The following is a 25114-nucleotide window of genomic DNA, read 5'->3' as shown; positions in this document are numbered from 1 at the left end:
TTTGCGTTGTTCAAACTATGAGAACCTTGTCGAGATTTGTCAACGGGTGAAAAGCGTCTTTCATCCAGACGCTCCGTTAGTTTCCCTTACACCCTGCGGGTCGCAGGATTAAACCTCAGCCTCTCCCCGTCCTTGTCTAAAACGACAGGCTATGGCGCCCAAGTCACACACTCACCGTTGATATTCCATCAGGGTTTTCGGACAACCGAACGCAATACCACCCTGCTGTTCGGAATGCCGGACGAGCATGTCGCCCACCCAGCTTAAAATTCAATATAAGTTGTTTTAAATCAACACGTTAATTTATGACCGCGAACATCATGGGCTTGGTACAAATCCTGCTCTTTCCAAGCACCTCGTGGCATTCAGAACGGCCCGGGTGTTCTCGATGAACCTGCTACAGCACTCATCAAAAACCAGAGAGAAAAATAATGAAATCTGCACTGAAGACTTTTGTTCCGGGCGCCCTCGCCCTCCTGCTGCTGTTCCCCGTTGCCGCTCAGGCAAAGGAAGTTGAAACCAAGACCAAACTGTCCAATGTGGTAATCCTCGCCACCGGCGGCACCATTGCTGGCGCCGGCGCCAGTGCGGCCAACAGTGCCACGTACCAGGCGGCCAAAGTCGGCATCGAACAACTGATCGCCGGCGTTCCTGAGCTTAGTCAGATCGCCAACGTACGCGGCGAACAAGTGATGCAAATTGCGTCCGAAAGCATCAACAACGAAAATCTGCTGCAGCTGGGCCGCCGCGTTGCCGAGCTGGCCGACAGCAAGGACGTGGACGGTATCGTGATCACCCACGGCACCGACACCCTGGAAGAAACCGCTTACTTCCTCAACCTGGTGGAAAAAACCGACAAGCCAATCGTGGTGGTCGGTTCCATGCGCCCAGGCACCGCCATGTCGGCGGACGGCATGCTCAACCTGTACAACGCCGTGGCCGTTGCCGGCAGCAAAGACGCGCGCGGCAAGGGCGTGCTGGTGACCATGAACGACGAGATCCAATCGGGTCGCGACGTCAGCAAAATGATCAACATCAAGACTGAAGCGTTCAAGAGCCCATGGGGCCCGCTGGGCATGGTGGTTGAAGGCAAATCCTACTGGTTCCGCTTGCCTGCCAAGCGTCACACCATGGATTCCGAATTCGACATCAAAACCATCAAGAGCCTGCCGGATGTGGAAATCGCCTACGGTTACGGCAACGTGAGCGACACCGCGGTCAAAGCCCTGGCCCAGGCCGGTGCCAAAGCCATCATCCATGCCGGTACCGGCAATGGTTCGGTGTCTTCCAAGGTCGTGCCGGCCCTGCAGGAACTGCGCAAGCAAGGCGTGCAGATCATTCGTTCTTCCCACGTGAATGCCGGCGGTTTCGTTCTGCGCAATGCCGAACAGCCTGACGACAAGTACGACTGGGTCGCCGCACATGATCTGAACCCACAAAAAGCCCGAATTCTGGCGATGGTTGCCCTGACCAAGACCCAGGACAGCAAAGAGCTGCAACGGATGTTCTGGGAATACTGATCCCCGCTAACACGGGTAGAGGCGGGTTCACCCGCTTCTACCTTTGCTCTTACACCTCGATACAACTCCCCGCGCTCAATCACCTAGCTGAAAACGCTGCCAGACAAAGCTCCTGAATTTTAAGCAGTTGCGAAAATCGTAACAGTTAAATACTGTATGCCCGTACAGCACACTAAGGAATACTCCGTGGCAACGTCCTCTTCTGCAGCGCCAACCCCTGACGCGTACGCACGCCTTGCCGTTCGCGTGCAAAAAATCATCAATTCGACCAATGCCCAGAAAGCCAAGGCAGCCTTGATCTTCCGCTTGCCGGATGAGCCTGAGGAGGAATGGGCGCGCTTGCTGGAGGAGATTGCGGAGAACGACAACGTCACCCTCGCCTACCGGGATGACGGCGGCGTGCAGATTTTCTGGGTTGTGCCGAAGGAAGATTGATTCAATGAGTGGCCGTTTTATTGCTGTTTTTTGCCTGTTTTTTGCCGTTACCGCCAACGCCCAGGCGCCTCGAACCTTCAGCGAGGCCAAGAAAGTCGCCTGGAAGCTCTACGCCCCGCAATCCACGGAGTTCTACTGTGGCTGCAAATACACCGGTAACCGCGTGGATTTGAAAGCCTGCGGTTACGTACCGCGCAAAAATGCCAACCGGGCCGCACGCATCGAATGGGAACATATCGTCCCGGCCTGGCAGATCGGGCATCAACGCCAGTGCTGGCAAGCCGGCGGGCGCAAAAACTGCACGCGTCATGATGATGTGTTCAAGCGCGCCGAGGCCGACCTGCACAACCTGGTGCCGAGCATTGGCGAGGTCAATGGCGACCGTAACAACTTCAGTTTCGGCTGGCTGCCGGCGCAACGTGGGCAGTACGGTTCATGCCTGACCCAGGTAGATTTCAAGGCCAAAAAAGTCATGCCGCGCCCGTCTATTCGCGGAATGATCGCCCGAACGTATTTTTACATGAGCAAACAATACGGCTTGCGCCTGTCAAAACAGGACCGCCAGTTGTATGAAGCCTGGAACAAGACCTACCCGGTGCAACCCTGGGAGCGCCAGCGCAACCAGACTGTGGCGTGCGTGATGGGGCGCGGTAACGAATTTGTCGGCCCGGTGAACCTTAAGACCTGCGGTTAAGCGTGGGCGGGGTTGCCGCCCACTCTGCCGGTTATTGCGCAGTCTTGTGCTCGATAACCTCGGATTCGGTATCGTTTTTCTTGGCACGTGCGAGCTTTTCGGTCAGCAGCGCCTGCTTGGCTTCAGCCTCGGCCTTGCTCGCGAACGGGCCTAGATACACCTCGTCCTTGCCGTCTGTTTTGACGATATAAAAATTGAAACCATGTTCGAGCAACCAGGCGGTCAGGTCGGTGATTGCTTGCAGCTTATGGCCCGGCGGGCCTACCCACACGTCCCATTCCTGAGCGGCAATCGCCCCGGTTTGTGGCTGGCTTTCGGTCACGGCAGGCTTGGCCTTGGGAGCGTCGACCGGTTTACCTTCCCCGCAACCGGCCAACGCCAACACCGCAATTGCCATCGCTACTTTACGCACTGCCCTGCTCCTTTAAGGATAAAGAGGCAACTTTATCATTCACTGTCTATTCTGGCCGTCATAAACGTTGGCTTAAACAATGCGAATGATGTATCGCAGACCTGTATGATGCCGCCATGGGAATTAATGTCGCCTCTATGCGTCCTAAAAGAGGCAGTCACAGGGAAGCGCTTAGCAGTAAGCTACACACATCCGACACCTGCCCTGTCTGAAACATGTGTCCTTAAAAGTAATCAAGGAGAAGTCCATGCTGATACTCACCCGCAAAGTTGGTGAAAGCATAAACATCGGTGATGACATTACGATCACCATCCTGGGCGTCAGCGGCCAGCAAGTACGAATCGGCATCAACGCCCCCAAGGATGTTGCCGTGCATCGCGAGGAGATCTACCAGCGCATTCAGGCTGGCCTGACCGCTCCGGACAAAAACCAGACTCCTTGACGCTTCACTCAGTAGCCAGCCTTTTCGTTCACTGTGATGGCTGGCGAAAACCCTTCCTCACGCTCGCGGTTCCTGTATGACCGGCGCGCTCTGTGCTTTCAGCTACGCTGCAAGATGAAACCGTCTTGGCGACTGGAACTTGTTGCGTAATTCGCGGCCGAATCCACTGACTATAACCCTACCATCAGTGTGCGTTCAGGAGCACGTCGATGAGGCCGATTGCAAAACAACCGCTTGTCTCCAAGTCCTGGGGGATTGCCCTGCTGATTGGGCTGGCCTTCGTGGTGCTGGGATATGGCGTGAAGTTCGAGATCGAAACAGTCAGTGACCCCGGCAAGCGTTCGTCGATGGAACTTACACTCTTCTTGTGCGGTTACCTGTTCGTGTTCTGCCTGCAACCTATCCAGAAAGCCATTTTGCGCAAATTATGCCAGCGTGCCGCGCAACGCGAGCATCCGAAAACCGCACGTTGATGGCCGCGAATCTGCTATCAGATTGCCGGTATTTACAGGTCGGCGGCAGGATCTATGCTTGGGCTTGCACGGTTTCTGAAAGGCGTTGACGCAGATGGATACCCTGAGCAAATCTCAAATCGAAGCGGCCCTGGCGGCGCGTTTGCCCAGCTATGCGGTCACCTGCACGTTACACGCTGACGGCACCCTTTCCGCCATCCTGAGTGGCCCGGAAACCGACCATTTCGCGATTACCGGCATCGTGCGCGCGCACTACCGTGGCCCCGAGGCGATTGCCCGGCTTGCCAATGAAATCCTCAGGGAAATGGTGCTATCGCGCCAAGGCATGAAGAGCAGCCGACTGCAGGCGCCACCCCACTCCCCTTCCTGCTCACAAAGCCGAGACCGATAACGGGCTCGGCTTTTTCGTTTCAGCCTTCCAGGCGCTGCAAGCGCAACGTGCCCTCAGAGTCGCGCAGAACCTGCAGCCGCTGATAGTCGTTAATGCAGGCATGCGCCGTGGCGATCGGCGTCAGGTGTGTAGCGGTGACGACCAGCACATCCGCGCCGGCCGCCTCCCCGGCACGAATCCCCACCGCAGCGTCTTCGAACACCAGGCAATCCTGCACCGGCACACCCAGACGCTGGGCGCCCAACACGTAACAAGCAGGATCCGGCTTGCCGCTGGCAACGTCCTCGGCCGTTACCAGCACAGCTGGGGGCGCGATACCTGCCGCTGCCAGGCGACGTAACGCCAGCTCCTTGGGCGCAGACGTGACCAGTGCCCATTGATCACCGGGCACGCTATTGAGAAACTCGACAGCACCGGGAATCGCCACCACGCCCTCGACATCGTTGATTTCCGCCTCGGTAATCCACTGCGCTTCAACGTCGGGATCCACACCTGGCAGCGCCTGACGGGTAATGGTGTCAATGGCGCGTGCGCCATGAATGGTGGTCAGGAACGCCGCCACCTCCAGACCGTGGCGTTCAGCCCAGATGCTCCACACACGCTCGGCGGCGGCAATGGAGTTGAGCAAGGTACCGTCCATATCGAACAGGAAGGCGCGGTAACGCTGGTTAAACACAACTGAACCTCGGATGGACACTGCGTGGCTTCCTCATAGGCGGTAACAAATAATCGGCCCGATGCAATCTACGGGGCACCTTCTCGCTTGTAAACGCCAGTAGCACCTGGCGGACCTGGCGGACCTGGCGTTTGGATTACCGGTTTGTAATGAACCTGTAAGCCTTGTCAGCACCCTCGCTTCATACAGTGGCGTCGTCAGTCACCCGCACCGGGTGACACAACTTCCCACTGATGATGAAGGGCCGCACGATGAAAACTGCCAGCAAACTCTGCCTGATCGCCGCCAGCCTGTTGATGCTGGGCACCGGCAACGCCATGGCCGGCACTGTCGCGCCGGTCAAGGCCAACAACGTGGTGCTGGTGCACGGTTCCTGGGCTGACGGCTCGAGCTGGTCCGAGGTGATTACGCGCCTACAGGCCGCCGGGCTGCATGTGACCGCCGTCCAGAACCCACTGACTTCGGTGGCCGATGACGTCGCTGCCACCAACCGCGTGCTGGACCAACAGGACGGCCCTACCGTGCTGGTCGGTCACTCCTACGCCGGCACCGTGGTCAGCGATGCCGGGGCGAACCCCAAGGTCAGCTCACTGGTGTATGTGGCCGCCCGCGCACCGGACGCCAACGAAGACTTCGTCGCCCTGTCTGCCAAGTACCCCAGCACGCCGGTGCGTGCCGGTGTCGTCGAGCACGACGGTTACCTGACGCTGAACCAGGACGCCTTCCTCAAGTACTTCGCCGCCGACGTGCCGCGCGCCAAAGCCCTGGAGCTGTACGCGGTACAACAGCCGATCGCCAAGACCCTGTTCAGCGGCCGCACGGTGAATGCCGCCTGGCACACCAAACCGTCCTGGTACGCGGTGTCTAGCAATGACCAGACCATCAACCCGGACCTGGAGCGTTTTCTGGCCAAGCGCATGAACGCCACCACCATCGAACTGCCGTCGAGCCACTTGTCGCTGGTGTCCCACGCCAAGGAAATCACCGACCTGATCCTTGAAGCGTCCGGCCGCCAGCCTTAAGCCACGCATTACAAACTTGTCATCATCCTGTTGGTTGGCTGTTTGGGGTGCCTGGTTACTGTGAACTCACTGCCAGCCCCGGCAGCCCACCCTTAAAGAGAGCTACTGCCATGAAACTGTTTATTTTCGGCTTTGCCGCTTTGCTTGCCACCGGTTCCGCGTTCGCTGCCGACACCGCCCCCGACGCTAACGTGATCCACGACAAAACCGGCTTCTTCGTGCACCTGGACGTGGCCAAAGTGCTGTCGAGCACCGACACCTACGGCCAGTGCGGAATCGTCCCGGCGCAACTCAAATACCTCGACTCCCAGGACCGCGAACACGTGCTGGACTACCAGGTACAAGGCATCGGTTGCCCCAGTGACAATTGATCCGGCTACACTTGCGCAACGCAACGAACCAGGGCATTTCCCATGAACATCCTCGTAGTCGAAGACGAACCCAAGGCCGGCAATTACCTGCTCAATGGCCTGCAGGAACTGGGGTACTCGGTGAGCCTCGCCCGCGACGGCGTAGACGGCTTGCACCAGGCACTGGAAACGCCCTTCGACGTGATCGTGCTGGATGTGATGATGCCGAAAATGGACGGCTGGGAAGTGCTGCGCCGCCTGCGCAAAGAGGCCGACACGCCGGTGCTGTTCCTCACCGCTCGCGATGACATCGCCGACCGCATCAAAGGCCTGGAACTGGGCGCCGACGATTACCTGATCAAGCCCTTCTCCTTCGCCGAACTGGTCGCGCGCTTGCGTACCCTGACGCGTCGCGGCCCGAGTCGCGAAGAAGAACAGCTGCACATCGCCGACCTGCAGATCGACGTGCTCAAGCGCCGCGTCACCCGTAGCGGCACGCGCATAACGCTGACCAACAAGGAGTTCGCCCTGTTGCACCTGTTCGCCACGCATCAGGACCAGGTGTTATCACGCTCGATGATTGCTTCGCGGGTCTGGGACATGAACTTTGACAGCGACACCAATGTGGTCGACGTCGCCGTGCGGCGCCTGCGCCTGAAAATCGACGACCCGTTCCAGCTCAAGTTGATCCACAGCGTGCGGGGCATCGGCTACCGCTTCGACACCCAGCCATGAACCGTCGCCGCCATTATTCGCTGACCCTGCGCCTGGCGTTGATCTTCGCCCTGCTCGCCTTTGCCCTGCTCGCCACCTTGGGCGTTGCGTTGTACCGCGAGCTTGAGCGTGAACTGATCAAGCGTGACGACGCCGCGCTGATCTATCGCGCCGACCAGTTGCGCAACCTGCTCAAGGACAGCAACACCCTGGACCTGATCAAGACCAAGCCGGAGCTGTTCCAGAACATGCTGGGCAACAGCGAGTCGGTGCTGAGCATCGCGGCGCCGGGGCAAAAGCCGTTGCTGCTGGTAAACCCGGGCAATATTGCAATGCCGGATGTGCCGCCTGTGCCCACCAACCGTGAACTGGGCTTTGCCGACGTGCACCATTTACCCGGTATCAATGGCGTGCCCTTCGCCACCGTGGCCGCGTCTATCGCCTCGGGCGACCTGGGCAGCCTGCAAGTCACCACCGGGCGCCTGATGACCGAACGCACGGCGATGCTCGCCAACTATCGCTTAAGCGTGTTTATCCTCGCCAGCATCGCCGCAGTCATCCTCGCCATCGTCAGCTACCTGCTGGTGCACCGCGGGCTGGTGCCGCTGCGGCGCCTGGCCGTGCACACCCAGGGCATCGGCGTGGGCAACCTGGCCGAACGCCTCGACAGCCACGGGGCGCCCAAAGAGCTGCTGCCGATGATCGACGCCTTCAACACCATGCTTGAACGGTTGGCCAAGGGCTTTGTACAACTGGGCCAGGTGTCCACCGACATGGCCCACGAGCTGCGCACGCCGATCAACAACTTGCTGGGAGAAACCCAGGTCGCCCTGCAACAGAGCCGTAACGTCGAGAGCTACCAGCAACTGCTGGCGTCCAATGTCGAAGAACTCGAACGCCTGGCGCGAATGCTCGACAACATGCTGTTTCTCGCCCGTACCGACCCGGCCAGCGCACTGCGCCAACGCCAGGAACTGAATGCGGCGGATGAAGTGGAGCGTATAGCGGACTACTTCGAAGGGTTGGCGAGCGATGTGGATATTCACATTCAGGCCGAGGGCGAAGGCCTGATCTGGGCCGAACCCATGCTGTTGCGCCGCGCCTTGGCAAATCTATGTGCAAACGCCATCAAATACGGCGCACCCCGTTCGCAGTTGCTGATTCAGGCCATTCCAGAGGCCGAGGGTATCAACCTGCGCGTCAGCAACCAGGGGCAAACCATTCCCGCCGAGCATTTGCCGCGCCTGTTCGAGCGTTTTTACCGGGTGGATGAGTCGCGGGAACGTTCAGCCCAATCCAACGGGCTGGGGCTGTCGATCGTGGCGACCATCATGCAGCTGCACAACGGTCGCTACAGTGTCACCAGTGAGGCCGGAGTGACCTGTTTTGAGTTGTTTTTCCCCAGGCGCGAAGCCTGAACACCGCGAGCCGGGTCAACTGACCTGGCCACCGGCCTGCACCACATCCACCTGTGTGCTCCATGCCATCTGCACCGCCAGGCGCAGGCCTTCAACGGTTGTCACCAATGGCATCGATGCCAGCCCGGTTCCCACCACCTGCTCCGGCAGGTTCGGCACATGGATGAAGCCACTGCGCACGCCCGTGCCGGCCAGCGCATGCTGCAACAGATAAAACACTTGATTGCACACAAAAGTGCCCGCCGTCTGCGAAACCGCCGCAGGCACACCGGCCTCGCGCAGCGCCTTGACCATGGCCTTGATCGGCAATGTGCTGAAGTACGCGGCCGGCCCATCGACCACCACCGGCGTATCGACGGGTTGCGCACCCAGGTTGTCAGGGATGCGCGCGTCGTTAACGTTGATCGCCACCCGCTCCATGGAAATGCTGTCGCGCCCAGGCCCAAGCCCCGTGGCGATCACCATCGCCGGGCGCAATTGGGTGATCCACTCAGCCAGGCACTCCTCCACCAAGGCAAATGCACAGGGCAGTCGGCGCGCAACAATCTGCACACCCTCACCCAATAGCATCCCATCCAACTGGCGCACGGCCTCCCAGGACGGGTTGACCGGGTCTTGATCAAAGGGCTCGAAGCCCATCAACAGTAACGTTTGCATCCTCGCCTCACATCAACAGGTAGAGCAGCACAATATTGACCACCAGCATCATCAGTGCCGTGGGCAGCTGCGCCTTGATGACCGCGTTCTTGTCGGGCAACTCCAGCAAGGCTGCCGGGACAATATTGAAGTTGGCCGCCATCGGCGTCATCAACGTGCCGCAATAGCCGGAGAACATGCCAATCGCCGCCATCACCGCCGGGTTGCCGCCATAGATGCCCACCAGCACCGGCACGCCGACACCGCCGGTCATCACCGGGAACGCAGCAAAACCATTGCCCATGATCACCGTAAACAGCGCCATGCCCAATACATACACCATCACCGCCACCAGTTTGAAATCCAGGTTGATGTAGGTGGTGGTGACATGGGCAACCGCGGTGCCGACCCCGGCTTCATTGAACAGCAAGCCGAGCATGGCGAGCATTTGCGGGAGCACCATGGCCCAGCCCAAGGCTTCGGTCAGGCGCCGGGACTCGCGCAAGGCTTGCACCGGTGTGTCGCGGGTCAACCAGCAGGCCAGGCCGAGGGCGATCAGGCACCCAATGCCCAGGGAGACAAACGTAGTGTTTTTCGGATCCAGCAGCGGCACACCGCCGATTTCGGTGTGCTTGAGCAATACCGAGCCAATCACGGTGGTCAGCGGAATGGCCAACGCCGGGATAAACAGCTTGTGGCCAAGCCGACCGGCACTGGCGCGGGCAGACTTGTCATGCAACTGGGCATGCGTACCACGCCCCACGCCGCCCAAACCTGCGATCAAGGCCATGATCACCACGCCCACGCCGATAACCACCGGTGGCAAACGCTCCCCGACCAGGAACGGAATGGCGAATAACAGCCAGAACACCGCGCTGGACCAGCGTTTGGGATGAGTTCGATCCAGCAGAATCATGCCGGCGGTAATCAACAACAGAATGCCGGCCAGCCAGTACAGGTAATCGATGGAGATGATCATTGCGCAGCCTCCACCGGCGTGGCGACGGGCGTCATCTCGCGAGTCAGCCTGCGGTCAAATCGGTGCAGACGAATCGCGTGGATGATAAACGCACAAATCGCCGTCGGAATGCCCCACACCGCAATGTGTAAAGGCTCTACATCAATTCCCGAACCGAGCAGGAAGGTGTGCATCAGCGCAATCGCACCAAAGGCGACAAAAATATCTTCACCGAAAAACAGCCCGACGTTGTCGGTCGCCGCACACATCGCCAACACCTTGTGGCGCAGTTTGTCCGGCAGCTTGCCGTAGCGTTTTTCCGCGGCGCCCTCAGCCATCGGCGCCAACAACGGGCGCACCATCTGCGGATGCCCGCCCAGGCTGGTGAGGCCCATGGCTGCCGTGGACTCGCGCACAAATAGATACATGATCAACAAGCGCCCCACCGTCGCGCGCTCGAAGCGGGCGATCCAGTTCTGCGCATGCAGGCGCAGGCCATGGCGCTCCAGCAGGCCAATGACGGCCAGGGGCAGCAACAGGATCAATTGCAGGGCGCGGGTCTGAAGGAAACCTTCGCCCATGCTGGCGAGGATTTTTTCCAGCGGGAAGTGGGCGGCAAGCCCGGTGGCGATGGCGGCTGCGGTCACCACCAGCAACGGATTGAAGCGCAGGACGAAGCCAACCACGATGACAAGTACGCCGATCAACGGCCATAGGTTCACAACAGTTTGCATGACGATAAAGTCCTAGAATGCGCGCTGCGGCGCCATGACGGCAGGATGTGAACAAAGGGTTCACAGCATGAAAGTGGCGTGCAGCCCGACGTGGTTTTTTATTGTTGACCTGGAAGGTCGAGCGTCAGTGGCGGCAACTGTGCTGCTTGGGGGCGGGAGGTGTCCAACAAGAAAAATTGTTGCTGCAAACCAATAAATTTTGTCGGTGATTGGCGCCGGATGGCCCGGCGCTTTGCGGGCGTTCAGCTCAAGCGCTTGTGGAAAAAATGGCGTTTATGGCCCGGCGGGAAATCGGCAATGTGGCCAAACTCAGTGAAGCCCTGCTTGCGATAAAACCCGGGCGCCTGGAAGCTGAAAGTGTCCAGCCAGATGCCCTCGCACCCGCGCTCACGGGCCAAGTCTTCCGCCGCACGCATCAATCGTGTGCCCGTACCCTGGGTGCGCATCTGGTCGGGAATGCTCAAGAGCTCAATGAACAACCATCCAAAGGAAATCTCGCCGTAAAGACCGCCGACCACCTCTTGAGAAGCGGGATCACGCAGCAGAATGCCGACCGTTTCGGACGGCATCTTGCCGGTGTGGCTGCGGTTGTAAGCCCTCAGCGGCTTGAGGATGGCCTCACGCTCCTGCGCCGTCACGTCGAACGATACTTCCATTGCCAATGCCATCACAGACTCCCTGGGTTGAATTCAATCGCCGTTCAGTATGCCTTGGGCGCGCCAAACCCGGGTAAATCTGCGCCAGGTTCATTGACCCAGCGGCGCTCAATAACCTTAAGTCGGCTCGACAGCATGGATCTCGTTCCATACCTATACTCAGCAGGGTGCTGCGCGATACGGCGCAGTAGTACCGACGGAGGCAAACGCTATGTACGCCGGACAACAAAGTATGGCGACAACAAATGGTGAGATACGCTGCCAGATGTTTGCACAGATTATCTGCCTGTTATCGGTGGCGACGCTTTTCTGTTAATCCACGTTTCAACGCAGTAACCCGCCAAGCGGTCCGGGCAGGTATTGCCAAAATTCCAGCCCAAAAAAAGAGCCCACCGTTCGGTGAGCCCTTCAACACTCAAGGTTTTGCACGTGCCGCAGATGCGAAACTCAGGCCAGCTCGGCCAAGTCTTTTACGTCAAAAGGCTTCAAGTCGGCCGAGTTACCCGATCGGATTTTTTTTACCCACTGCGCGTCACTCAGCAGTGCCCGTCCGACAGCGATCAAATCGAACTCTTCGTTCTCCAATCGCTTTACCAAATTGTCGATCGCTGCCGGTTGGGAACTTTCGCCGCTGAAGGCGCCGAGGAAGTCGCCGGACAAGCCCACAGAGCCGACACTGATAGTCGCAGCGCCCGTCAGCTTTTTGGCCCAGCCGGCAAAATTCAGACCCTGTTCGCCGTCCAGTTCCGGAAATTCTGCTTCCCAGAAGCGCCGTTGAGAGCAATGCAAAACGTCCGCGCCGGCTTCCACCAGCGGCACCAGCCAATCGGACATGCTTTCAGGGGTTGTCGCCAAACGGGCGCTGTAATCCTGCTGCTTCCACTGACTCAGACGCAGAATCACCGGGAAATCCGGGCCTACGGCTGCGCGAATGGCCTTGACCACTTCCGCTGCGAACCGTGAGCGCTCCTTGATCGTTACGCCATTGAAACGGTCGGCGCGTTCGTTCGTACCCGGCCAGAAAAACTGGTCCAACAGGTATCCGTGGGCCCCATGTATTTCGACCGTATCAAAACCCAGTCGCTTGGAATCAGCGGCGGCCTTGGCGAACGCCGCAATGGTGTCGGCAATCGCCTCATCATTCATGGCCTGCCCCAGTGGTTTCTGCGGGCCGGCAAGCCCGGACGGGCTCTCAAACCCACCGGCGGGTGCCCAGTCTTCCTGGAAACTGGGCGCAGCCCCTACGTGCCAAATCTGCGGCCCCATTTTGCCACCGGCACTGTGAACACCGTCGATGACTGCCTTCCAGCCGGCGAGTGATTCATCGCCATGGAAAAACGGAATCCCCGACATGTTACGCGCGCCAGGACGATCCACGACGGTCCCCTCAGACAGAATCAACCCGACCTGGTTTTCCGCGCGCTTGCGGTAATAGGCGGCAATTTGCTCGTCAGGCACACCGCCCTTGGCGAAAGCCCGCGTCATAGGGGCCATTACAATTCGATTCTTCAGGCTCAAAGACTTGATCGTAAACGGCTGAAACAGAGAGTCGAGCTGGGTAGAACTCATGGAAAGATGCTCCGAGCGAAAAGGAGATCTGATGGTATAAGATGTATACCTAATATCAATAAGGCACTTATAAGTGCTCAGGTTTACGCGAGGAAACCACATGCAGGAACAAGGTATTCAGGCGCTGGAACAAAACCGGAGCTCTCCCGTCGTCTACGCCGCTGATTGCTCAAGCCGGGTATTGCTCGATCAGATCGCGGACAAGTGGTCCGTATTGATACTGGCAACGCTGTGTAAAAGCCCGCTGCGCTTCAACGAAATCAAACGTCGACTCGATGGCATAACGCAAAAAGCGCTCACGCAAAGCCTGCGTCGCCTGGAGCGTAATGGCATTTTGTCGCGCCGGGTCATTCCTTCCTCTCAGGTGGCCGTCGAATACAGCGTTACCGACCTGGGGCATACGCTGGAAGAGCCATTCCGTGCGTTGTACAGGTGGACGCTCCAGTATTCTGACGCGGTCAAGAACGCCCAGGAGGCCTTCGATAAGCGTGCAGAAGAGCAGTAACACGACGGGTAAACGCTTAACGATGGCGGCGCGAGTGCTGAGAAGGGAGTTTTACAAATCGCAGACAACAAAAAGGGCCCACCTTTCGGTGAGCCCTTCCAGACCGCCCAGCAGAGCGGATTTTGTTTGGTAGGCGCGATTGGACTCGAACCAACGACCCCCACCATGTCAAGGTGGTGCTCTAACCAACTGAGCTACGTGCCTGCTGTGAGGCGGCATTCTACGGAATTCCGAGGGTGTGTCAACCTCTTTTTTGCAGCTAACCCTATGAATATGCGAATTTTTTATTTGTGAAAGGCATGCCTGGGATTTTTGGGTGGCTGGCAGGCAATTTTCAACTCAGGTAGGATCGGCGCACTCGTAAAAAATATAAAACAGAGGTTCCAGGATGGCGAACACCCCCTACCCCCAGTCGTATTACGCCGCGTCCGCGAATGCGGCTCCGCCACGCCCGGTGCTGCAAGGTGAAGTCGAAACCGATGTGTGCGTGATTGGCGCCGGTTACACCGGCCTGTCCAGCGCGCTGTTTCTGCTGGAGAACGGTTTTCGCGTAACGGTACTGGAAGCCGCCAAGGTCGGGTTTGGCGCCTCGGGCCGTAATGGCGGGCAGATCGTCAACAGCTATAGCCGCGACATCGACGTGATCGAACGCAGCGTTGGCCCCAAGCAGGCGCAACTGTTGGGGCAGATGGCGTTTGAGGGCGGCAGGATCATTCGTGAGCGCGTGGCCAAATACCAGATCCAGTGCGACTTGAAGGACGGCGGCGTGTTCGCTGCACTCAACAGCAAGCACATGGGCCACCTGGAGTCGCAGCAGCGCCTGTGGGAGCGCTACGGCCATACGCAGCTTGAGCTGCTGGATGAGCGCCGTATCCGCGAAGTGGTGGCCTGTGACAACTATGTCGGCGGCCTGCTGGACATGAGCGGCGGCCACATTCACCCGCTCAACCTGGCACTGGGCGAAGCCGCGGCGGTGGAATCCCTGGGCGGCACGATTTACGAGCAATCGGCGGCGGTGCGCATCGAGCGCGGCGCCAACCCGGTGGTGCACACCGCCGAGGGCAAGGTCAGGGCCAAGTTCATCATCGTGGCGGGCAATGCCTACCTGGGCAATCTGGTGCCGGAGCTGGCGGCCAAGTCGATGCCGTGCGGCACCCAGGTCATCACCACCGCGCCGCTGGGCGATGAACTGGCCAAGACCTTGCTGCCGCAGGATTACTGCGTCGAGGACTGCAACTACTTGCTGGACTACTACCGCCTCACCAGTGACAAGCGCCTGATCTTCGGCGGCGGCGTGGTATATGGCGCACGCGACCCGGCCAACATCGAAGCGATCATCCGCCCGAAGATGCTCAAGGCCTTCCCGCAGCTCAAGGATGTGAAGATTGACTACGCCTGGACCGGCAATTTCCTGCTGACCCTGTCGCGCTTGCCACAGGTGGGTCGCCTGGGCGACAACATTTATTACTCACAAGGCTGCAGTGGCCACGGCGTGACCTACACGCACCTGGCCGGCAAGGTGCTGGCAGAGGCGTTGAGAGGCCAGGCGGAGCGTTTTGACGCGTTTGCCGACCTACCGCACTACCCGTTCCCGGGCGGGCAACTGTTGCGAACACCGTTTGCGGCGCTGGGGGCGTGGTATTACGGGCTGCGGGATAAGTTGGGGTTCTGAGGCAATCCAACTGTGGGAGCGGCGGTGCGACGATTCGACTTGCTCGCTCCCACATAAAGCCAAATCGCAGACACAAAAAACCCCGGTCTTTCGACCAGGGTGTTTGCTATCGGATCAAAGCAGCTTAACGCTTGCTTTGTGTTCCAAGGCGTTCAGTGGGCCTTGAAACAGATATGGCGCAGCGGACGGGACTCGAACCCGCGACCCCCGGCGTGACAGGCCGGTATTCTAACCGACTGAACTACCGCTGCGTATCGCTTGACCAGCTGAGCCTGAACGCTCAACCGTCTTTAAACATCTGACTGATCAGCCCAAGCTGTTCAATCTCAAACCCGATAAATCGGACTTGGAAAATATGGCGCAGCGGACGGGACTCGAACCCGCGACCCCCGGCGTGACAGGCCGGTATTCTAACCGACTGAACTACCGCTGCGCGTCGGTGCAACCTTAAACGTTGCGTCTTGCCCGAAGGCAAAACTCTCAAGAAGTGGTGGGTGATGACGGGATCGAACCGCCGACCCTCTGCTTGTAAGGCAGATGCTCTCCCAGCTGAGCTAATCACCCTTTGCTTCGTTGAGGCCGCGAAATTTACGCAGGTAGCGGACCTAAGTCAATAGCCTGCTTGAAGTTTTTCTGAAAAAGACAAAATTGCTTCAAGACGGCTACCCGCCCTACTCGCTGTAAATCATCTTCTTGCTCATACCGCCGTCGACCACAAACTCTTGCCCGGTGACAAACCCCGCCTGACGCGATAGCAGCCACGCCACCATCGCCGCCACGTCCTCAACCGTGCCCACCCTGCCCGCCGGATGCTGGGCATGATCGGCATCGGTCAAAGGCTCGGCACGCCGCGCCGCAGGGTCACGCGCATCGATCCAGCCAGGGCTGACGGCATTGACCCGCACCTCCGGCCCAAGACTCATGGCCAAGGCATGCGTCAGGGCCAGCAGTCCGCCCTTGCTCGCCGCGTAGGCCTCGGTGTCGGGCTCCGATTGACGCGCGCGGGTCGAGGCCAGGTTGACGATCGCGCCGCCATGGGCACGCAGGTACGGCGCGCAGTGCTTGGCCAGCAGCATCGGCCCGCTGAGGTTCACCGCCAGCACGCGGTTCCAGTACGCCAGGTCGAGGCTTTCGAGGGTGATATTGCGCGGGTCGGCGACCGCTGCGTTGCACACCAACGCATCCAGGCGCCCAAACTGGCCGAGCACTTCGGCAACGCCCTGGGCGACCTGCTTCTCGTCGGCCACGTCCATGGTGATAAACCAGGCGTTGTCACCCAGCACCTTGGACACCTTGGAACCGCGCTCGCGGTCCAGGTCGGTCAACACCACCTGCCAGCCTTCGCTGATCAGCCACGCCGCGATCCCGAGACCAATGCCCCGGGCGGCGCCCGTCACCAGCGCAACACGGCCGTTACCGGCCGCTGCCGTTTCCATGGACCACTCGATCACAAGGCCGCCAGCCCGCGAGCCAGGTCAGCTTGCAGGTCGGCTACGTCTTCCAGGCCTACCGCGATGCGGATCAGGCTGTCACGGATGCCCGCCGCTTCACGCTCCTGTGGCGCCAGGCGCCCGTGTGAGGTAGTGCTCGGGTGGGTGATGGTAGTTTTGCTGTCACCCAGGTTGGCCGTGATGGAGATCAGGCGCGTCGCGTCGATAAAGCGCCAGGCGCCGTCTTTGCCGCCTTTTACTTCAAAGCTCACCACCGCGCCGAAACCACGCTGCTGACGCTGGGCCAACGCGTGTTGCGGGTGGCTCTTGAGACCGGCGTAATGGACTTTCTCAATCCCGTCCTGCTGCTCCAGCCACTCGGCCAGGGCCTGGGCGTTGGCGCAATGGGCCTTCATCCGCAGGCTGAGGGTTTCCAGGCCTTTGAGGAAGATCCAGGCGTTAAACGGGCTCAGGGTCGGCCCGGCGGTGCGCAGGAAACCCATCACTTCCTTCATCTGCTCGCTGCGGCCGGCGACTACGCCGCCCATGCAACGGCCCTGGCCATCGATGAACTTGGTGGCCGAGTGCACAACAATGTCCGCGCCCAGCTTCAACGGCTGTTGCAGCGCCGGCGTGCAGAAGCAGTTGTCGACCACCAGCATCGCGCCCTTGGCGTGGGCCACTTCGGACAACGCGGCGATATCCACCAGCTCGGCCAGCGGGTTGGAAGGCGACTCGACGAACAACAACCTGGTGTTAGCCTTGATCGCCGCATCCCAGCCGGACAGGTCCGCCAGGGGCACATAATCCACTTCGATGCCGAAGCGCTTGAAGTACTTCTCGAACAGGCTGATGGTGGAGCCGAACACACTGCGCGACACCAGCACATGGTCGCCAGCACTGCACAGGCTCATCACCACTGCCAGGATCGCGGCCATGCCGGTCGCCGTGGCCACCGCCTGCTCGGAACCCTCAAGGGCGGCGATACGTTCTTCGAACGCACGCACGGTCGGGTTGGTGTAACGCGAATAGACGTTGCCCGGCACTTCACCGGCAAAACGCGCAGCCGCGTCAGCGGCGGTACGGAATACATAGCTGGAGGTAAAGAACATCGGATCACCGTGTTCACCTTCCGGGGTGCGGTGCTGACCGGCGCGCACAGCCAGGGTATCGAAAGCTACGCCATCGAGGTCGCTGTCCAACCGACCGGCATCCCATTCCTGACTCATGCTGCGACTCCTTACTCAATACTCTGTTTAAGATACAAAACCGGCCCCTCAGGGCCGGTGTTTACTCAGTTGTTGTACAGATCGATGATCGCGCTGACCGCCTGGGTCTTGATCTTCGATGAATCGTTACGCGCCTGCTCGATCTTGTTCAGGTAGGCCTCGTCAACATCACCCGTCACGTACTTGCCGTCGAACACGGCGCAGTCAAACTCGGCGATCTTGATCTTGCCACCACCGACCGCCTCGATCAGGTCCGGCAGGTCCTGATAGATCAACCAGTCAGCACCGATCAGGTCGGCCACATCCTGGGTCGAACGGTTGTGAGCGATCAACTCGTGGGCGCTCGGCATGTCGATACCGTAAACGTTCGGATAACGCACGGCAGGTGCGGCGGAACAGAAGTACACGTTCTTCGCACCGGCTTCGCGGGCCATTTGGATGATCTGCTTGCACGTGGTGCCGCGCACGATGGAATCGTCGACCAGCATCACGTTCTTGCCGCGGAATTCCAGCTCGATGGCGTTGAGCTTCTGGCGCACCGATTTCTTGCGGGCTGCCTGGCCAGGCATGATGAAGGTACGGCCGATGTAACGGTTCTTGACGAAGCCTTCGCGGAACTTGACGCCCAAGTGGTTGGCCAGCTCCAGCGCAGCGGTACGGCTGGTGTCCGGGATCGGGATCACCACGTCGATATCGTGCTCGGGACGCTCGCGCAGGATCTTCTCGGCCAGCTTCTCGCCCATGCGCAGGCGCGCCTTGTACACCGAAACACCGTCGATGATCGAGTCCGGACGCGCCAGGTAGACGTGTTCGAAGATGCACGGGGTGAGTTTCGGCGCAATCGCGCACTGACGGGTGTGCAGCTTGCCGTCTTCGGTGATGTACACCGCTTCGCCCGGCGCGAGGTCGCGGATCAGGGTGAAGCCCAGCACATCCAGGGACACGCTTTCGGAGGCGATCATGTACTCGACGCCTTCGTCGGTGTGACGCTGGCCGAACACGATTGGACGAATGCCGTGCGGGTCACGGAAACCGACGATGCCATAACCGGTGATCATTGCGACGACGGCATAACCACCGACACAACGGTTGTGCACGTCGGTCACGGCAGCGAACACGTCTTCTTCGGTCGGCTGCAGCTTGCCGCGCTGGGCCAGCTCGTGGGCGAACACGTTGAGCAGCACTTCCGAATCGGAGTTGGTGTTGACGTGGCGCAGGTCAGATTCGTAAATCTCCTTGGCCAGCTGTTCAACGTTGGTCAGGTTACCGTTGTGCGCCAGGGTGATGCCGTAAGGCGAGTTGACGTAAAACGGTTGAGCTTCGGCCGAGGTCGAGCTACCGGCAGTCGGGTAACGCACATGGCCAATGCCCATGTGCCCGACGAGGCGCTGCATGTGACGCTGATGGAACACGTCACGCACCAGGCCATTGTCCTTGCGCAGGAATAACCGGCCGTCGTGGCTGGTCACAATACCGGCAGCGTCCTGGCCGCGGTGCTGGAGGACGGTTAGCGCGTCATACAGCGCCTGATTGACGTTCGACTTACCGACGATACCGACGATGCCACACATGCGACGCAACCCCTACTTAATGAATCTTGACTGAACACTACTTACTGAGGCGTTTTGGCCGGCAAGAGGTGTTCCTTGAACGGAAGATCAGCGGGTACGCTGATTCCGCTGGCCAGCCACTGACTGCTCCACCCCAATATGAGGTTCTTGGACCAATCTGCAACCAATAGAAATTTTGGCACGAGTACCGACTCCTGCCACCACGAATCCTGCTGTACCGGCCCCAGGCTCAACAGCCCGACCGCCACAACCACCAGCAAGCCGCCACGTGCGGCGCCGAAGGCCATGCCGAGAAATCGATCGGTCCCTTCGATGCCGGTGACACGTATCAACTCGCCAATAAGATAATTGACCATTGCCCCCACCAACAGCGTGGCGATGAACATGATGGCGCAGCCCGCGATGACGCGAGCCGAAGGTGTTTCGATATACCCGGCCAGGTAAACCGACAGTGAACCACCGAACATCCAGGCTACAACTCCTGCGATGATCCAGGTCAGCAACGACAGTGCTTCTTTTACGAAGCCGCGGCTTAGACTGATCAAAGCGGAGATGGCGACGATTGCTACGATCGCCCAATCAACCCAGGTAAATGGCACAGTGAAGCCTACGTACGGATAAGGCGGCGCATTTTAGCAGAGCGCCGGGCTATCGGTAAGCTGTGATTGTGGGTGCTTTGCAAATCAATGGGTTGAGCAATCTCAACACCACCCAAACGCTGTGGGCGCTGGGCTTGTGTGGGAGCTGGCTCCCACATTTGGCCAGCATTCCAACCAGAAATCGGCAGTTACTCAGCCGCGCTCAGGCTGGAACCGCACCACAAACCCATTCAGGTTCTGCTGACGCCCCAGCAGGTCACGCAGGCGATCCGCCTCGGCGCGCTCGATCAGCGGTCCGATAAATACGCGATTTTTGCCGTCGGCACTGCGGATATAGGCGTTATAGCCCTGGGCACGCAGTTTTTTCTGCAAGGCATCGGCGCTTTCACGGTTGGCCAGGCTGGCGAGCTGGATCGACCAACTGATCGGCAGGCCATTCGGGTCGATACGGCTTTGACCGACATCCGGCTTGCCCGGCGCAGCAGGTTGTGGCGCTACCGGCTTGGGTGCAGGGGCTGGCGCTGCTGGCTTGGCAGCCACCACCGGAGCCGCTGGAGCGGGCGCCGGCTTGACCACCGGCACGCTCTGTTGCACCGGCGCTGCTGGCGCCGCTTGAGGCGTTTGCGCAGCCACCTCGTCATCGCTCGGCACAGGCTCTTCAGGCAGTGCCTGCGGCTCGGGCACCACCACCGGCTCTACCTGCACCTGCGGCATCGCCGGCGCCTGTGGCGCTGCCGGTGCCTCGACCACGACCTGACGCTGTTCGTCCTGGCGCGAAAACAGCATCGGCAGGAAAATCACCGCCAATGCCACCAATACCAGCGCTCCGACCATTCGCTGCTTGTATGCGCTATCCAGTAATGCCATGTGCAGCTTCCTCCGTGGAGCGCCGGGCCAACCACTCAAGCGCCTCGGCAACACAATAAAATGATCCGAACAACAGAATCTCGTCCTCGGCCGTCGCCACCGCACATTGCGCTTCAAGCGCTGCAGTGACGCTTGCATACGACGCCACCGGGGCGCCAAGGTTCTGCAAGGCCACTTGCAGTTCGGCAGCCGGGCGACTGCGCGGCGTGTCCAGCGGCCCTACCGCCCAAGCCTGGACATTGCCGAGTAACGGCGCAACCACACCGTCCAGGTCCTTGTCGGCCAACAAGCCGAACACCGCCAGGCGCCGACCCACTGGCGGCGTGCGCGCCAGGCGTTGCGCCAGGTATTCGGCGGCGTGCGGGTTGTGCCCCACATCCAGCAACAAGTTCAGGCGCTTGCCTTCCCACTCGAATGTGCGCCGATCCAGGCGCCCCACGACACGGGTAGCCAGCAACGTGGCAGCGAGCTGCTCGGGGTTCCACGGCAGGTCCATCAACAAATAGGCTTGCAGCGCCAGGGCGGCGTTTTCCATCGGCAGGTTCAGCAGCGGCAAATCCCGCAGCTCAACCACCTGACCGCGCGCATCACGCCCGCGCCACTGCCAATGCTGGTCGCCAACTTCGAGATTGAATTCGCGGCCGCGCAGGTAAAACGGGCAATCCAGCTCGCGCACCTTGTCCAGCAAAGGCTGGGGCGGGTCCAGGTCACCACACAGCGCCGGCTTGCCCTGACGGAAGATCCCGGCCTTTTCATAAGACACCGACTCGCGGGTGTTGCCCAGATAGTCCGCATGGTCGACGCCAATACTGGTCACCAGCGCAATATCGGCGTCCACCACGTTGACCGTATCCAGGCGCCCGCCAAGCCCGACTTCCAGCACGACCACATCCAACTGCGCACGCTCGAACAGCCAGAACGCCGCCAAGGTGCCCATTTCGAAGTAGGTCAGGGAAATTTCGCCACGCCCGGCATCCAGTGCGGCGAAGGCTTCGCAGAGCTGCGCGTCAGTGGCTTCGACGCCATTGAGCTGCACCCGCTCGTTATAACGCAGCAGGTGCGGAGAATTGTAGACGCCTACTTTAAGCCCCTGGGCTTGCAGCAGCGCCGCGACAAAGGCACAGGTAGAGCCTTTGCCGTTGGTGCCGGTCACCGTGATCACACGCGGCGCCGGCCGGCCCAACCCGAGGCGGGCCGCTACCTGTTGCGAGCGCTCCAGGCCCATGTCGATGGCGGACGGATGCAACTGCTCAAGGTAGGCGAGCCATTCGCCCAGGGTACGTTGGGTCATAGGTTTGCTGGCACCGGCGGAACAACGATAGGTTCGATTTTTGGTGCGACATACACAGGCGTCGGCAAACCCATCATTTGCGCCAGCAGGTTACCCAGGCGTGGACGCAGTTCACCGCGCGGGATGATCAGGTCGATCGCACCATGTTCCAGCAGGAACTCGCTGCGCTGGAAGCCTTCCGGCAGTTTTTCACGCACGGTCTGCTCGATCACGCGTGGGCCGGCAAAGCCGATCAGTGCTTTGGGCTCGCCGACGATCACGTCGCCCAGCATCGCCAGGCTGGCGGAAACGCCGCCGTAAACCGGGTCGGTCAGCACCGAGATGAACGGGATGCCTTCTTCACGCAGACGCGCAAGCACCGCAGAGGTCTTGGCCATTTGCATCAGGGAGATCAGCGCTTCCTGCATGCGCGCACCACCGGAGGCGGCGAAGCAGATCATCGGGCAACGGTTTTCCAGCGCGTAGTTGGCGGCACGTACAAAACGCTCGCCGACGATGGCCCCCATGGAACCGCCCATGAAGGAGAACTCGAACGCGGACACCACAACCGGCATGCCCAGCAGCTTGCCGCTGACCGAAATCAGCGCGTCTTTTTCGCCGGTCTGCTTCTGCGCAGCGGTCAGGCGGTCCTTGTACTTCTTGCCGTCGCGGAACTTGAGACGGTCAACCGGCTCCAGGTCTGCGCCCAGCTCGTTACGGCCGTCGGCATCAAGGAAGATGTCGATGCGCGCGCGGGCGCCGATACGCATGTGGTGGTTGCACTTAGGGCAAACGTCCAGGGTCTTTTCCAGCTCCGGGCGGTACAGCACCGCGTCGCAGGATGGGCACTTGTGCCACAGACCTTCAGGAACCGAGCTTTTCTTCACCTCGGAACGCATGATCGAAGGGATCAGTTTGTCTACTAACCAGTTGCTCATGCTTTCTTTCTCCAGTACCGGTGGCTTGAACACAGCCCCGCGTATGCCCTTGAGCTAAATTCATATGTGGCGATGACACAGGCTGGACGGGGTCAGACGTTCGACCGGCCATTTCCCGCCTGTATCCTCAGCCTTCCAGACAACCTGCCAAAGCACGGTTGCCACTTCATTTCCGGGCCTCCCGCAGGCGGCGCCGGTGCTGTTCTACACAGTGGTAGTTATGGACGGCGGCAGACTGCCAGCCGTCACATCGCGCCACTGCTGTTGCGCACGGCCTGCATGAATGCGCGAATCTTGTGGTGATCCTTGATGCCCTTGCCCTGCTCCACCCCGCCGCTGACGTCCACCGCATAAGGCCTGACCTGCTCGATGGCCGCCGCGACATTCGCGGGGTTGAGCCCTCCCGCGAGGATGATCGGCGTGCTCAAACCTTCCGGAATCAGCGTCCAGTCGAACGCCTCACCCGTACCGCCGGGCACGCCTTCGACATAGGTATCCAGCAAAATGCCGCGAGCGCCAGTATAGGCGGCGCACGCAGCAGCAATGTCATCCCCGGCCTTGACGCGCAGCGCCTTGATGTACGGGCGCTGATAGCTTTCGCATTCATCGGGGCTTTCGTCACCGTGAAATTGCAGCATATCCAGCGGGACGGCATCCAGGGTTTCGTTGAGTTCGCAACGGCTGGCGTTGACGAACAGCCCCACGGTGGTCACGAACGGCGGCAGTGCAGCGATGATCGCCCGCGCCTGCAACACATTCACCGCCCGCGGGCTCTTGGCATAGAACACGAAACCGATGGCATCCGCCCCCGCCTCGACTGCCGCCAGCGCGTCTTCTATGCGGGTAATCCCGCAAATCTTGCTGCGAACGGCTGGCATGGCGTGAAAACCTCAGGGGTTGGGCCGAGAAAGTCCCGGATGGTAACAAAAGCGCTTGCAGGCGTCAGCCGTCAAGTTCGCTGAAACCTGTGAGGAAATGTGGACCGATAAAGCGTTGCGGCAATTCAAACTCGTCGCGGTACTCCACATCCACCAGGTACAGGCCGAACGGATGCGCCGTGACGCCGCCGGTGCGGCGGACGCGGCTTTCGAGCACTTCCCGCGCCCACTCCACCGGGCGCTCGCCAGTGCCGATGGTCATCAGCACACCGGCAATATTGCGCACCATATGGTGCAGGAAGGCGCCGGCACGAATATCCAGCACGATCATCTTGCCGTGACGGGTCACGCGCAGGTGGTGGACTTCCTTGATGGGCGACTTGGCCTGGCACTGGCCTGCACGGAAGGCGCTGAAATCATGCACGCCGACCAGATGCCGGGCAGCCTCGGCCATGCGCTCAGCATCCAGCGGGCGGTGGTTCCAGGTAATTTCCTGATTCAGGTGCGCCGGGCGGATCTGATCGTTGTAGATCACGTAGCGGTAGCGCCGGGCAATGGCCTTGAAGCGCGCATGAAAATGCGCAGGCATGACCTTGGCCCAAGTCACGCTGACGTCATGGGGCAAATTGATATTGGCGCCCATCACCCAGGCTTTCAGCGTGCGCTCGGCCTGGGTGTCAAAGTGCACCACCTGGCCACAGGCGTGCACACCGGCATCGGTACGCCCGGCACACATCAGTGAAACCGGCGAATCCGCCACCTTCGACAATGCGTTTTCGAGGGTTTCCTGCACGGTCAGCACACCTGAAGCCTGGCGCTGCCAGCCGCGATAGCGCGAGCCTTTGTATTCCACGCCCAAGGCGATGCGATTAAAGCCTGCGGCCGCCATTTCGGCGGCCGCGTTATCTATATTTGCCAAGAACTGAGAGCCCGATGAGTTGCGCGAAGAGAGCCATTATAAAGGCGGTGGAGAATATGCGCAGGCCTAATGTGGGAGCGGGCTGGCTCGCGAAGACGGCGTGTCAGTCGATGTATTCGTCAACTGGTACACCGCT

The 25114-nt window shown here is 60.0% G+C and carries 28 protein-coding genes and 4 tRNA genes; 12 read left to right on the top strand and 20 right to left on the bottom strand.

The features are described 5' to 3' along the window. Nucleotides 1-431: 431 nt before the first annotated feature. The 3 genes from BFP92_RS03550 (at nucleotide 432) to BFP92_RS03540 (ending at nucleotide 2649) form a co-directional block, all read left to right on the top strand. Entirely contained in the window at nucleotides 432-1520 is a 1089-nt protein-coding gene (locus BFP92_RS03550) for an asparaginase (protein ID WP_056861272.1), read from the top strand. 186 nt (nucleotides 1521-1706) lie between these two features. Continuing rightward, on the top strand, nucleotides 1707-1955 hold the full coding sequence (locus BFP92_RS03545) for a DUF1654 domain-containing protein (RefSeq protein WP_017138765.1): 249 nt from the start codon (nucleotides 1707-1709) through the stop codon (nucleotides 1953-1955). Nucleotides 1956-1959: 4 nt separating this feature from the next. Further along, nucleotides 1960-2649, top strand: coding sequence for an endonuclease (locus tag BFP92_RS03540; RefSeq protein WP_058419836.1), 690 nt, complete (start codon nucleotides 1960-1962; stop codon nucleotides 2647-2649). A gap of 31 nt (nucleotides 2650-2680) precedes the next feature. On the opposite strand, the gene BFP92_RS03535 is transcribed toward BFP92_RS03540, so the two are convergent. Then, on the bottom strand, nucleotides 2681-3046 hold the full coding sequence (locus tag BFP92_RS03535; RefSeq protein WP_056861269.1) for an SPOR domain-containing protein: 366 nt from the start codon (nucleotides 3044-3046) through the stop codon (nucleotides 2681-2683). A gap of 262 nt (nucleotides 3047-3308) precedes the next feature. Here BFP92_RS03535 and csrA point away from each other — a divergent pair, with 262 nt between their 5' ends. The 3 genes from csrA to BFP92_RS03520 all read left to right on the top strand — a co-directional run bounded on the left by csrA (nucleotide 3309) and on the right by BFP92_RS03520 (nucleotide 4367). Beyond that, nucleotides 3309-3503, top strand: coding sequence for a carbon storage regulator CsrA (csrA, locus tag BFP92_RS03530; protein ID WP_003192511.1), 195 nt, complete (start codon nucleotides 3309-3311; stop codon nucleotides 3501-3503). A gap of 209 nt (nucleotides 3504-3712) precedes the next feature. After that, on the top strand, nucleotides 3713-3976 hold the full coding sequence (locus BFP92_RS03525; protein WP_065911830.1) for a hypothetical protein: 264 nt from the start codon (nucleotides 3713-3715) through the stop codon (nucleotides 3974-3976). Nucleotides 3977-4070: 94 nt separating this feature from the next. Further along, nucleotides 4071-4367 carry a hypothetical protein gene (locus tag BFP92_RS03520; protein ID WP_065911828.1) on the top strand — a complete coding sequence of 99 codons (297 nt, stop codon included), beginning with the start codon at nucleotides 4071-4073 and terminating at the stop codon, nucleotides 4365-4367. 19 nt (nucleotides 4368-4386) lie between these two features. On the opposite strand, the gene BFP92_RS03515 is transcribed toward BFP92_RS03520, so the two are convergent. Continuing rightward, nucleotides 4387-5064 (bottom strand): HAD family hydrolase, encoded by a 678-nt coding sequence (locus BFP92_RS03515; RefSeq protein ID WP_065911826.1) that lies wholly within the window; start codon nucleotides 5062-5064, stop codon nucleotides 4387-4389. A 230-nt stretch (nucleotides 5065-5294) separates the two neighbouring features. Here BFP92_RS03515 and BFP92_RS03510 point away from each other — a divergent pair, with 230 nt between their 5' ends. The 4 genes from BFP92_RS03510 to BFP92_RS03495 all read left to right on the top strand — a co-directional run bounded on the left by BFP92_RS03510 (nucleotide 5295) and on the right by BFP92_RS03495 (nucleotide 8547). Beyond that, a complete protein-coding gene (locus BFP92_RS03510) occupies nucleotides 5295-6065 on the top strand; it encodes an alpha/beta fold hydrolase (RefSeq protein ID WP_065911824.1) in 771 nt (256 codons plus the stop codon). A gap of 110 nt (nucleotides 6066-6175) precedes the next feature. Beyond that, entirely contained in the window at nucleotides 6176-6436 is a 261-nt protein-coding gene (locus BFP92_RS03505; RefSeq protein ID WP_065911818.1) for a DUF2790 domain-containing protein, read from the top strand. 42 nt (nucleotides 6437-6478) lie between these two features. Beyond that, entirely contained in the window at nucleotides 6479-7150 is a 672-nt protein-coding gene (locus BFP92_RS03500) for a heavy metal response regulator transcription factor (RefSeq protein WP_065911817.1), read from the top strand. Beyond that, nucleotides 7147-8547: a heavy metal sensor histidine kinase gene (locus tag BFP92_RS03495; RefSeq protein ID WP_065911812.1), complete on the top strand. Its 1401-nt coding sequence runs from the start codon at nucleotides 7147-7149 to the stop codon at nucleotides 8545-8547. The genes BFP92_RS03500 and BFP92_RS03495 overlap by 4 nt, the downstream gene beginning before the upstream one ends. A gap of 15 nt (nucleotides 8548-8562) precedes the next feature. On the opposite strand, the gene pcp is transcribed toward BFP92_RS03495, so the two are convergent. The 5 genes from pcp to BFP92_RS03470 all read right to left on the bottom strand — a co-directional run bounded on the left by pcp (nucleotide 8563) and on the right by BFP92_RS03470 (nucleotide 13100). After that, nucleotides 8563-9204: a pyroglutamyl-peptidase I gene (pcp, locus tag BFP92_RS03490; protein WP_065911809.1), complete on the bottom strand. Its 642-nt coding sequence runs from the start codon at nucleotides 9202-9204 to the stop codon at nucleotides 8563-8565. Between the two features lie 7 nt (nucleotides 9205-9211). Next, entirely contained in the window at nucleotides 9212-10162 is a 951-nt protein-coding gene (locus tag BFP92_RS03485; protein WP_065911808.1) for a DUF979 domain-containing protein, read from the bottom strand. Beyond that, on the bottom strand, nucleotides 10159-10875 hold the full coding sequence (locus BFP92_RS03480) for a DUF969 domain-containing protein (protein WP_065911806.1): 717 nt from the start codon (nucleotides 10873-10875) through the stop codon (nucleotides 10159-10161). The genes BFP92_RS03485 and BFP92_RS03480 overlap by 4 nt, the downstream gene beginning before the upstream one ends. 242 nt (nucleotides 10876-11117) lie before the next feature. Further along, nucleotides 11118-11543, bottom strand: a complete 426-nt coding sequence (locus BFP92_RS03475) for a GNAT family N-acetyltransferase (protein ID WP_065911803.1) — start codon at nucleotides 11541-11543, stop codon at nucleotides 11118-11120. Between the two features lie 435 nt (nucleotides 11544-11978). After that, nucleotides 11979-13100: an NADH:flavin oxidoreductase gene (locus BFP92_RS03470; RefSeq protein ID WP_065911801.1), complete on the bottom strand. Its 1122-nt coding sequence runs from the start codon at nucleotides 13098-13100 to the stop codon at nucleotides 11979-11981. Nucleotides 13101-13200: 100 nt separating this feature from the next. Here BFP92_RS03470 and BFP92_RS03465 point away from each other — a divergent pair, with 100 nt between their 5' ends. Beyond that, nucleotides 13201-13605 (top strand): winged helix-turn-helix transcriptional regulator, encoded by a 405-nt coding sequence (locus BFP92_RS03465; protein WP_065911797.1) that lies wholly within the window; start codon nucleotides 13201-13203, stop codon nucleotides 13603-13605. Nucleotides 13606-13732: 127 nt separating this feature from the next. On the opposite strand, the gene BFP92_RS03460 is transcribed toward BFP92_RS03465, so the two are convergent. Continuing rightward, nucleotides 13733-13809, bottom strand: a tRNA-Val gene (locus tag BFP92_RS03460). A 184-nt stretch (nucleotides 13810-13993) separates the two neighbouring features. Between BFP92_RS03460 and BFP92_RS03455 the strand changes: the two genes are divergently transcribed. Beyond that, complete coding sequence (locus tag BFP92_RS03455) at nucleotides 13994-15277, top strand: NAD(P)/FAD-dependent oxidoreductase (protein ID WP_065911792.1); 1284 nt, start codon at nucleotides 13994-13996, stop codon at nucleotides 15275-15277. Between the two features lie 174 nt (nucleotides 15278-15451). Here BFP92_RS03455 and BFP92_RS03450 read toward each other — a convergent pair. The 12 genes from BFP92_RS03450 to truA all read right to left on the bottom strand — a co-directional run bounded on the left by BFP92_RS03450 (nucleotide 15452) and on the right by truA (nucleotide 24948). After that, nucleotides 15452-15528 (bottom strand) — tRNA-Asp (locus BFP92_RS03450). A gap of 105 nt (nucleotides 15529-15633) precedes the next feature. Further along, nucleotides 15634-15710, bottom strand: a tRNA-Asp gene (locus BFP92_RS03445). 55 nt (nucleotides 15711-15765) lie between these two features. Continuing rightward, nucleotides 15766-15841, bottom strand: a tRNA-Val gene (locus tag BFP92_RS03440). A 107-nt stretch (nucleotides 15842-15948) separates the two neighbouring features. After that, complete coding sequence (locus tag BFP92_RS03435) at nucleotides 15949-16713, bottom strand: SDR family oxidoreductase (protein ID WP_065911790.1); 765 nt, start codon at nucleotides 16711-16713, stop codon at nucleotides 15949-15951. An 11-nt stretch (nucleotides 16714-16724) separates the two neighbouring features. Beyond that, on the bottom strand, nucleotides 16725-17936 hold the full coding sequence (locus BFP92_RS03430; protein ID WP_065911785.1) for an O-succinylhomoserine sulfhydrylase: 1212 nt from the start codon (nucleotides 17934-17936) through the stop codon (nucleotides 16725-16727). Between the two features lie 65 nt (nucleotides 17937-18001). Continuing rightward, complete coding sequence (gene purF, locus BFP92_RS03425) at nucleotides 18002-19507, bottom strand: amidophosphoribosyltransferase (protein WP_017138746.1); 1506 nt, start codon at nucleotides 19505-19507, stop codon at nucleotides 18002-18004. Nucleotides 19508-19548: 41 nt separating this feature from the next. Then, a complete protein-coding gene (locus tag BFP92_RS03420) occupies nucleotides 19549-20106 on the bottom strand; it encodes a CvpA family protein (RefSeq protein WP_065911782.1) in 558 nt (185 codons plus the stop codon). Between the two features lie 192 nt (nucleotides 20107-20298). Further along, entirely contained in the window at nucleotides 20299-20973 is a 675-nt protein-coding gene (locus tag BFP92_RS03415; protein ID WP_065911780.1) for an SPOR domain-containing protein, read from the bottom strand. After that, nucleotides 20957-22264: a bifunctional tetrahydrofolate synthase/dihydrofolate synthase gene (gene folC, locus BFP92_RS03410; protein WP_065911778.1), complete on the bottom strand. Its 1308-nt coding sequence runs from the start codon at nucleotides 22262-22264 to the stop codon at nucleotides 20957-20959. The genes BFP92_RS03415 and folC overlap by 17 nt, the downstream gene beginning before the upstream one ends. Then, a complete protein-coding gene (gene accD, locus BFP92_RS03405; protein WP_003234319.1) occupies nucleotides 22261-23181 on the bottom strand; it encodes an acetyl-CoA carboxylase, carboxyltransferase subunit beta in 921 nt (306 codons plus the stop codon). The genes folC and accD overlap by 4 nt, the downstream gene beginning before the upstream one ends. A 245-nt stretch (nucleotides 23182-23426) precedes the next feature. Next, nucleotides 23427-24059, bottom strand: coding sequence for a phosphoribosylanthranilate isomerase (locus BFP92_RS03400; RefSeq protein ID WP_058419753.1), 633 nt, complete (start codon nucleotides 24057-24059; stop codon nucleotides 23427-23429). 64 nt (nucleotides 24060-24123) lie between these two features. After that, nucleotides 24124-24948: a tRNA pseudouridine(38-40) synthase TruA gene (gene truA, locus BFP92_RS03395; protein ID WP_056861241.1), complete on the bottom strand. Its 825-nt coding sequence runs from the start codon at nucleotides 24946-24948 to the stop codon at nucleotides 24124-24126. Between the last annotated feature and the right edge of the window lie 166 nt (nucleotides 24949-25114).

It is taken from the genome of Pseudomonas sp. 58 R 3, assembly GCF_900006605.1.
Taxonomy (GTDB): Bacteria; Pseudomonadota; Gammaproteobacteria; order Pseudomonadales; family Pseudomonadaceae; genus Aquipseudomonas; species Aquipseudomonas salomonii.
The sequence above is the reverse complement of the archived record's forward strand: the minus strand, read 5'-3'. Positions and strand labels throughout refer to the sequence as shown.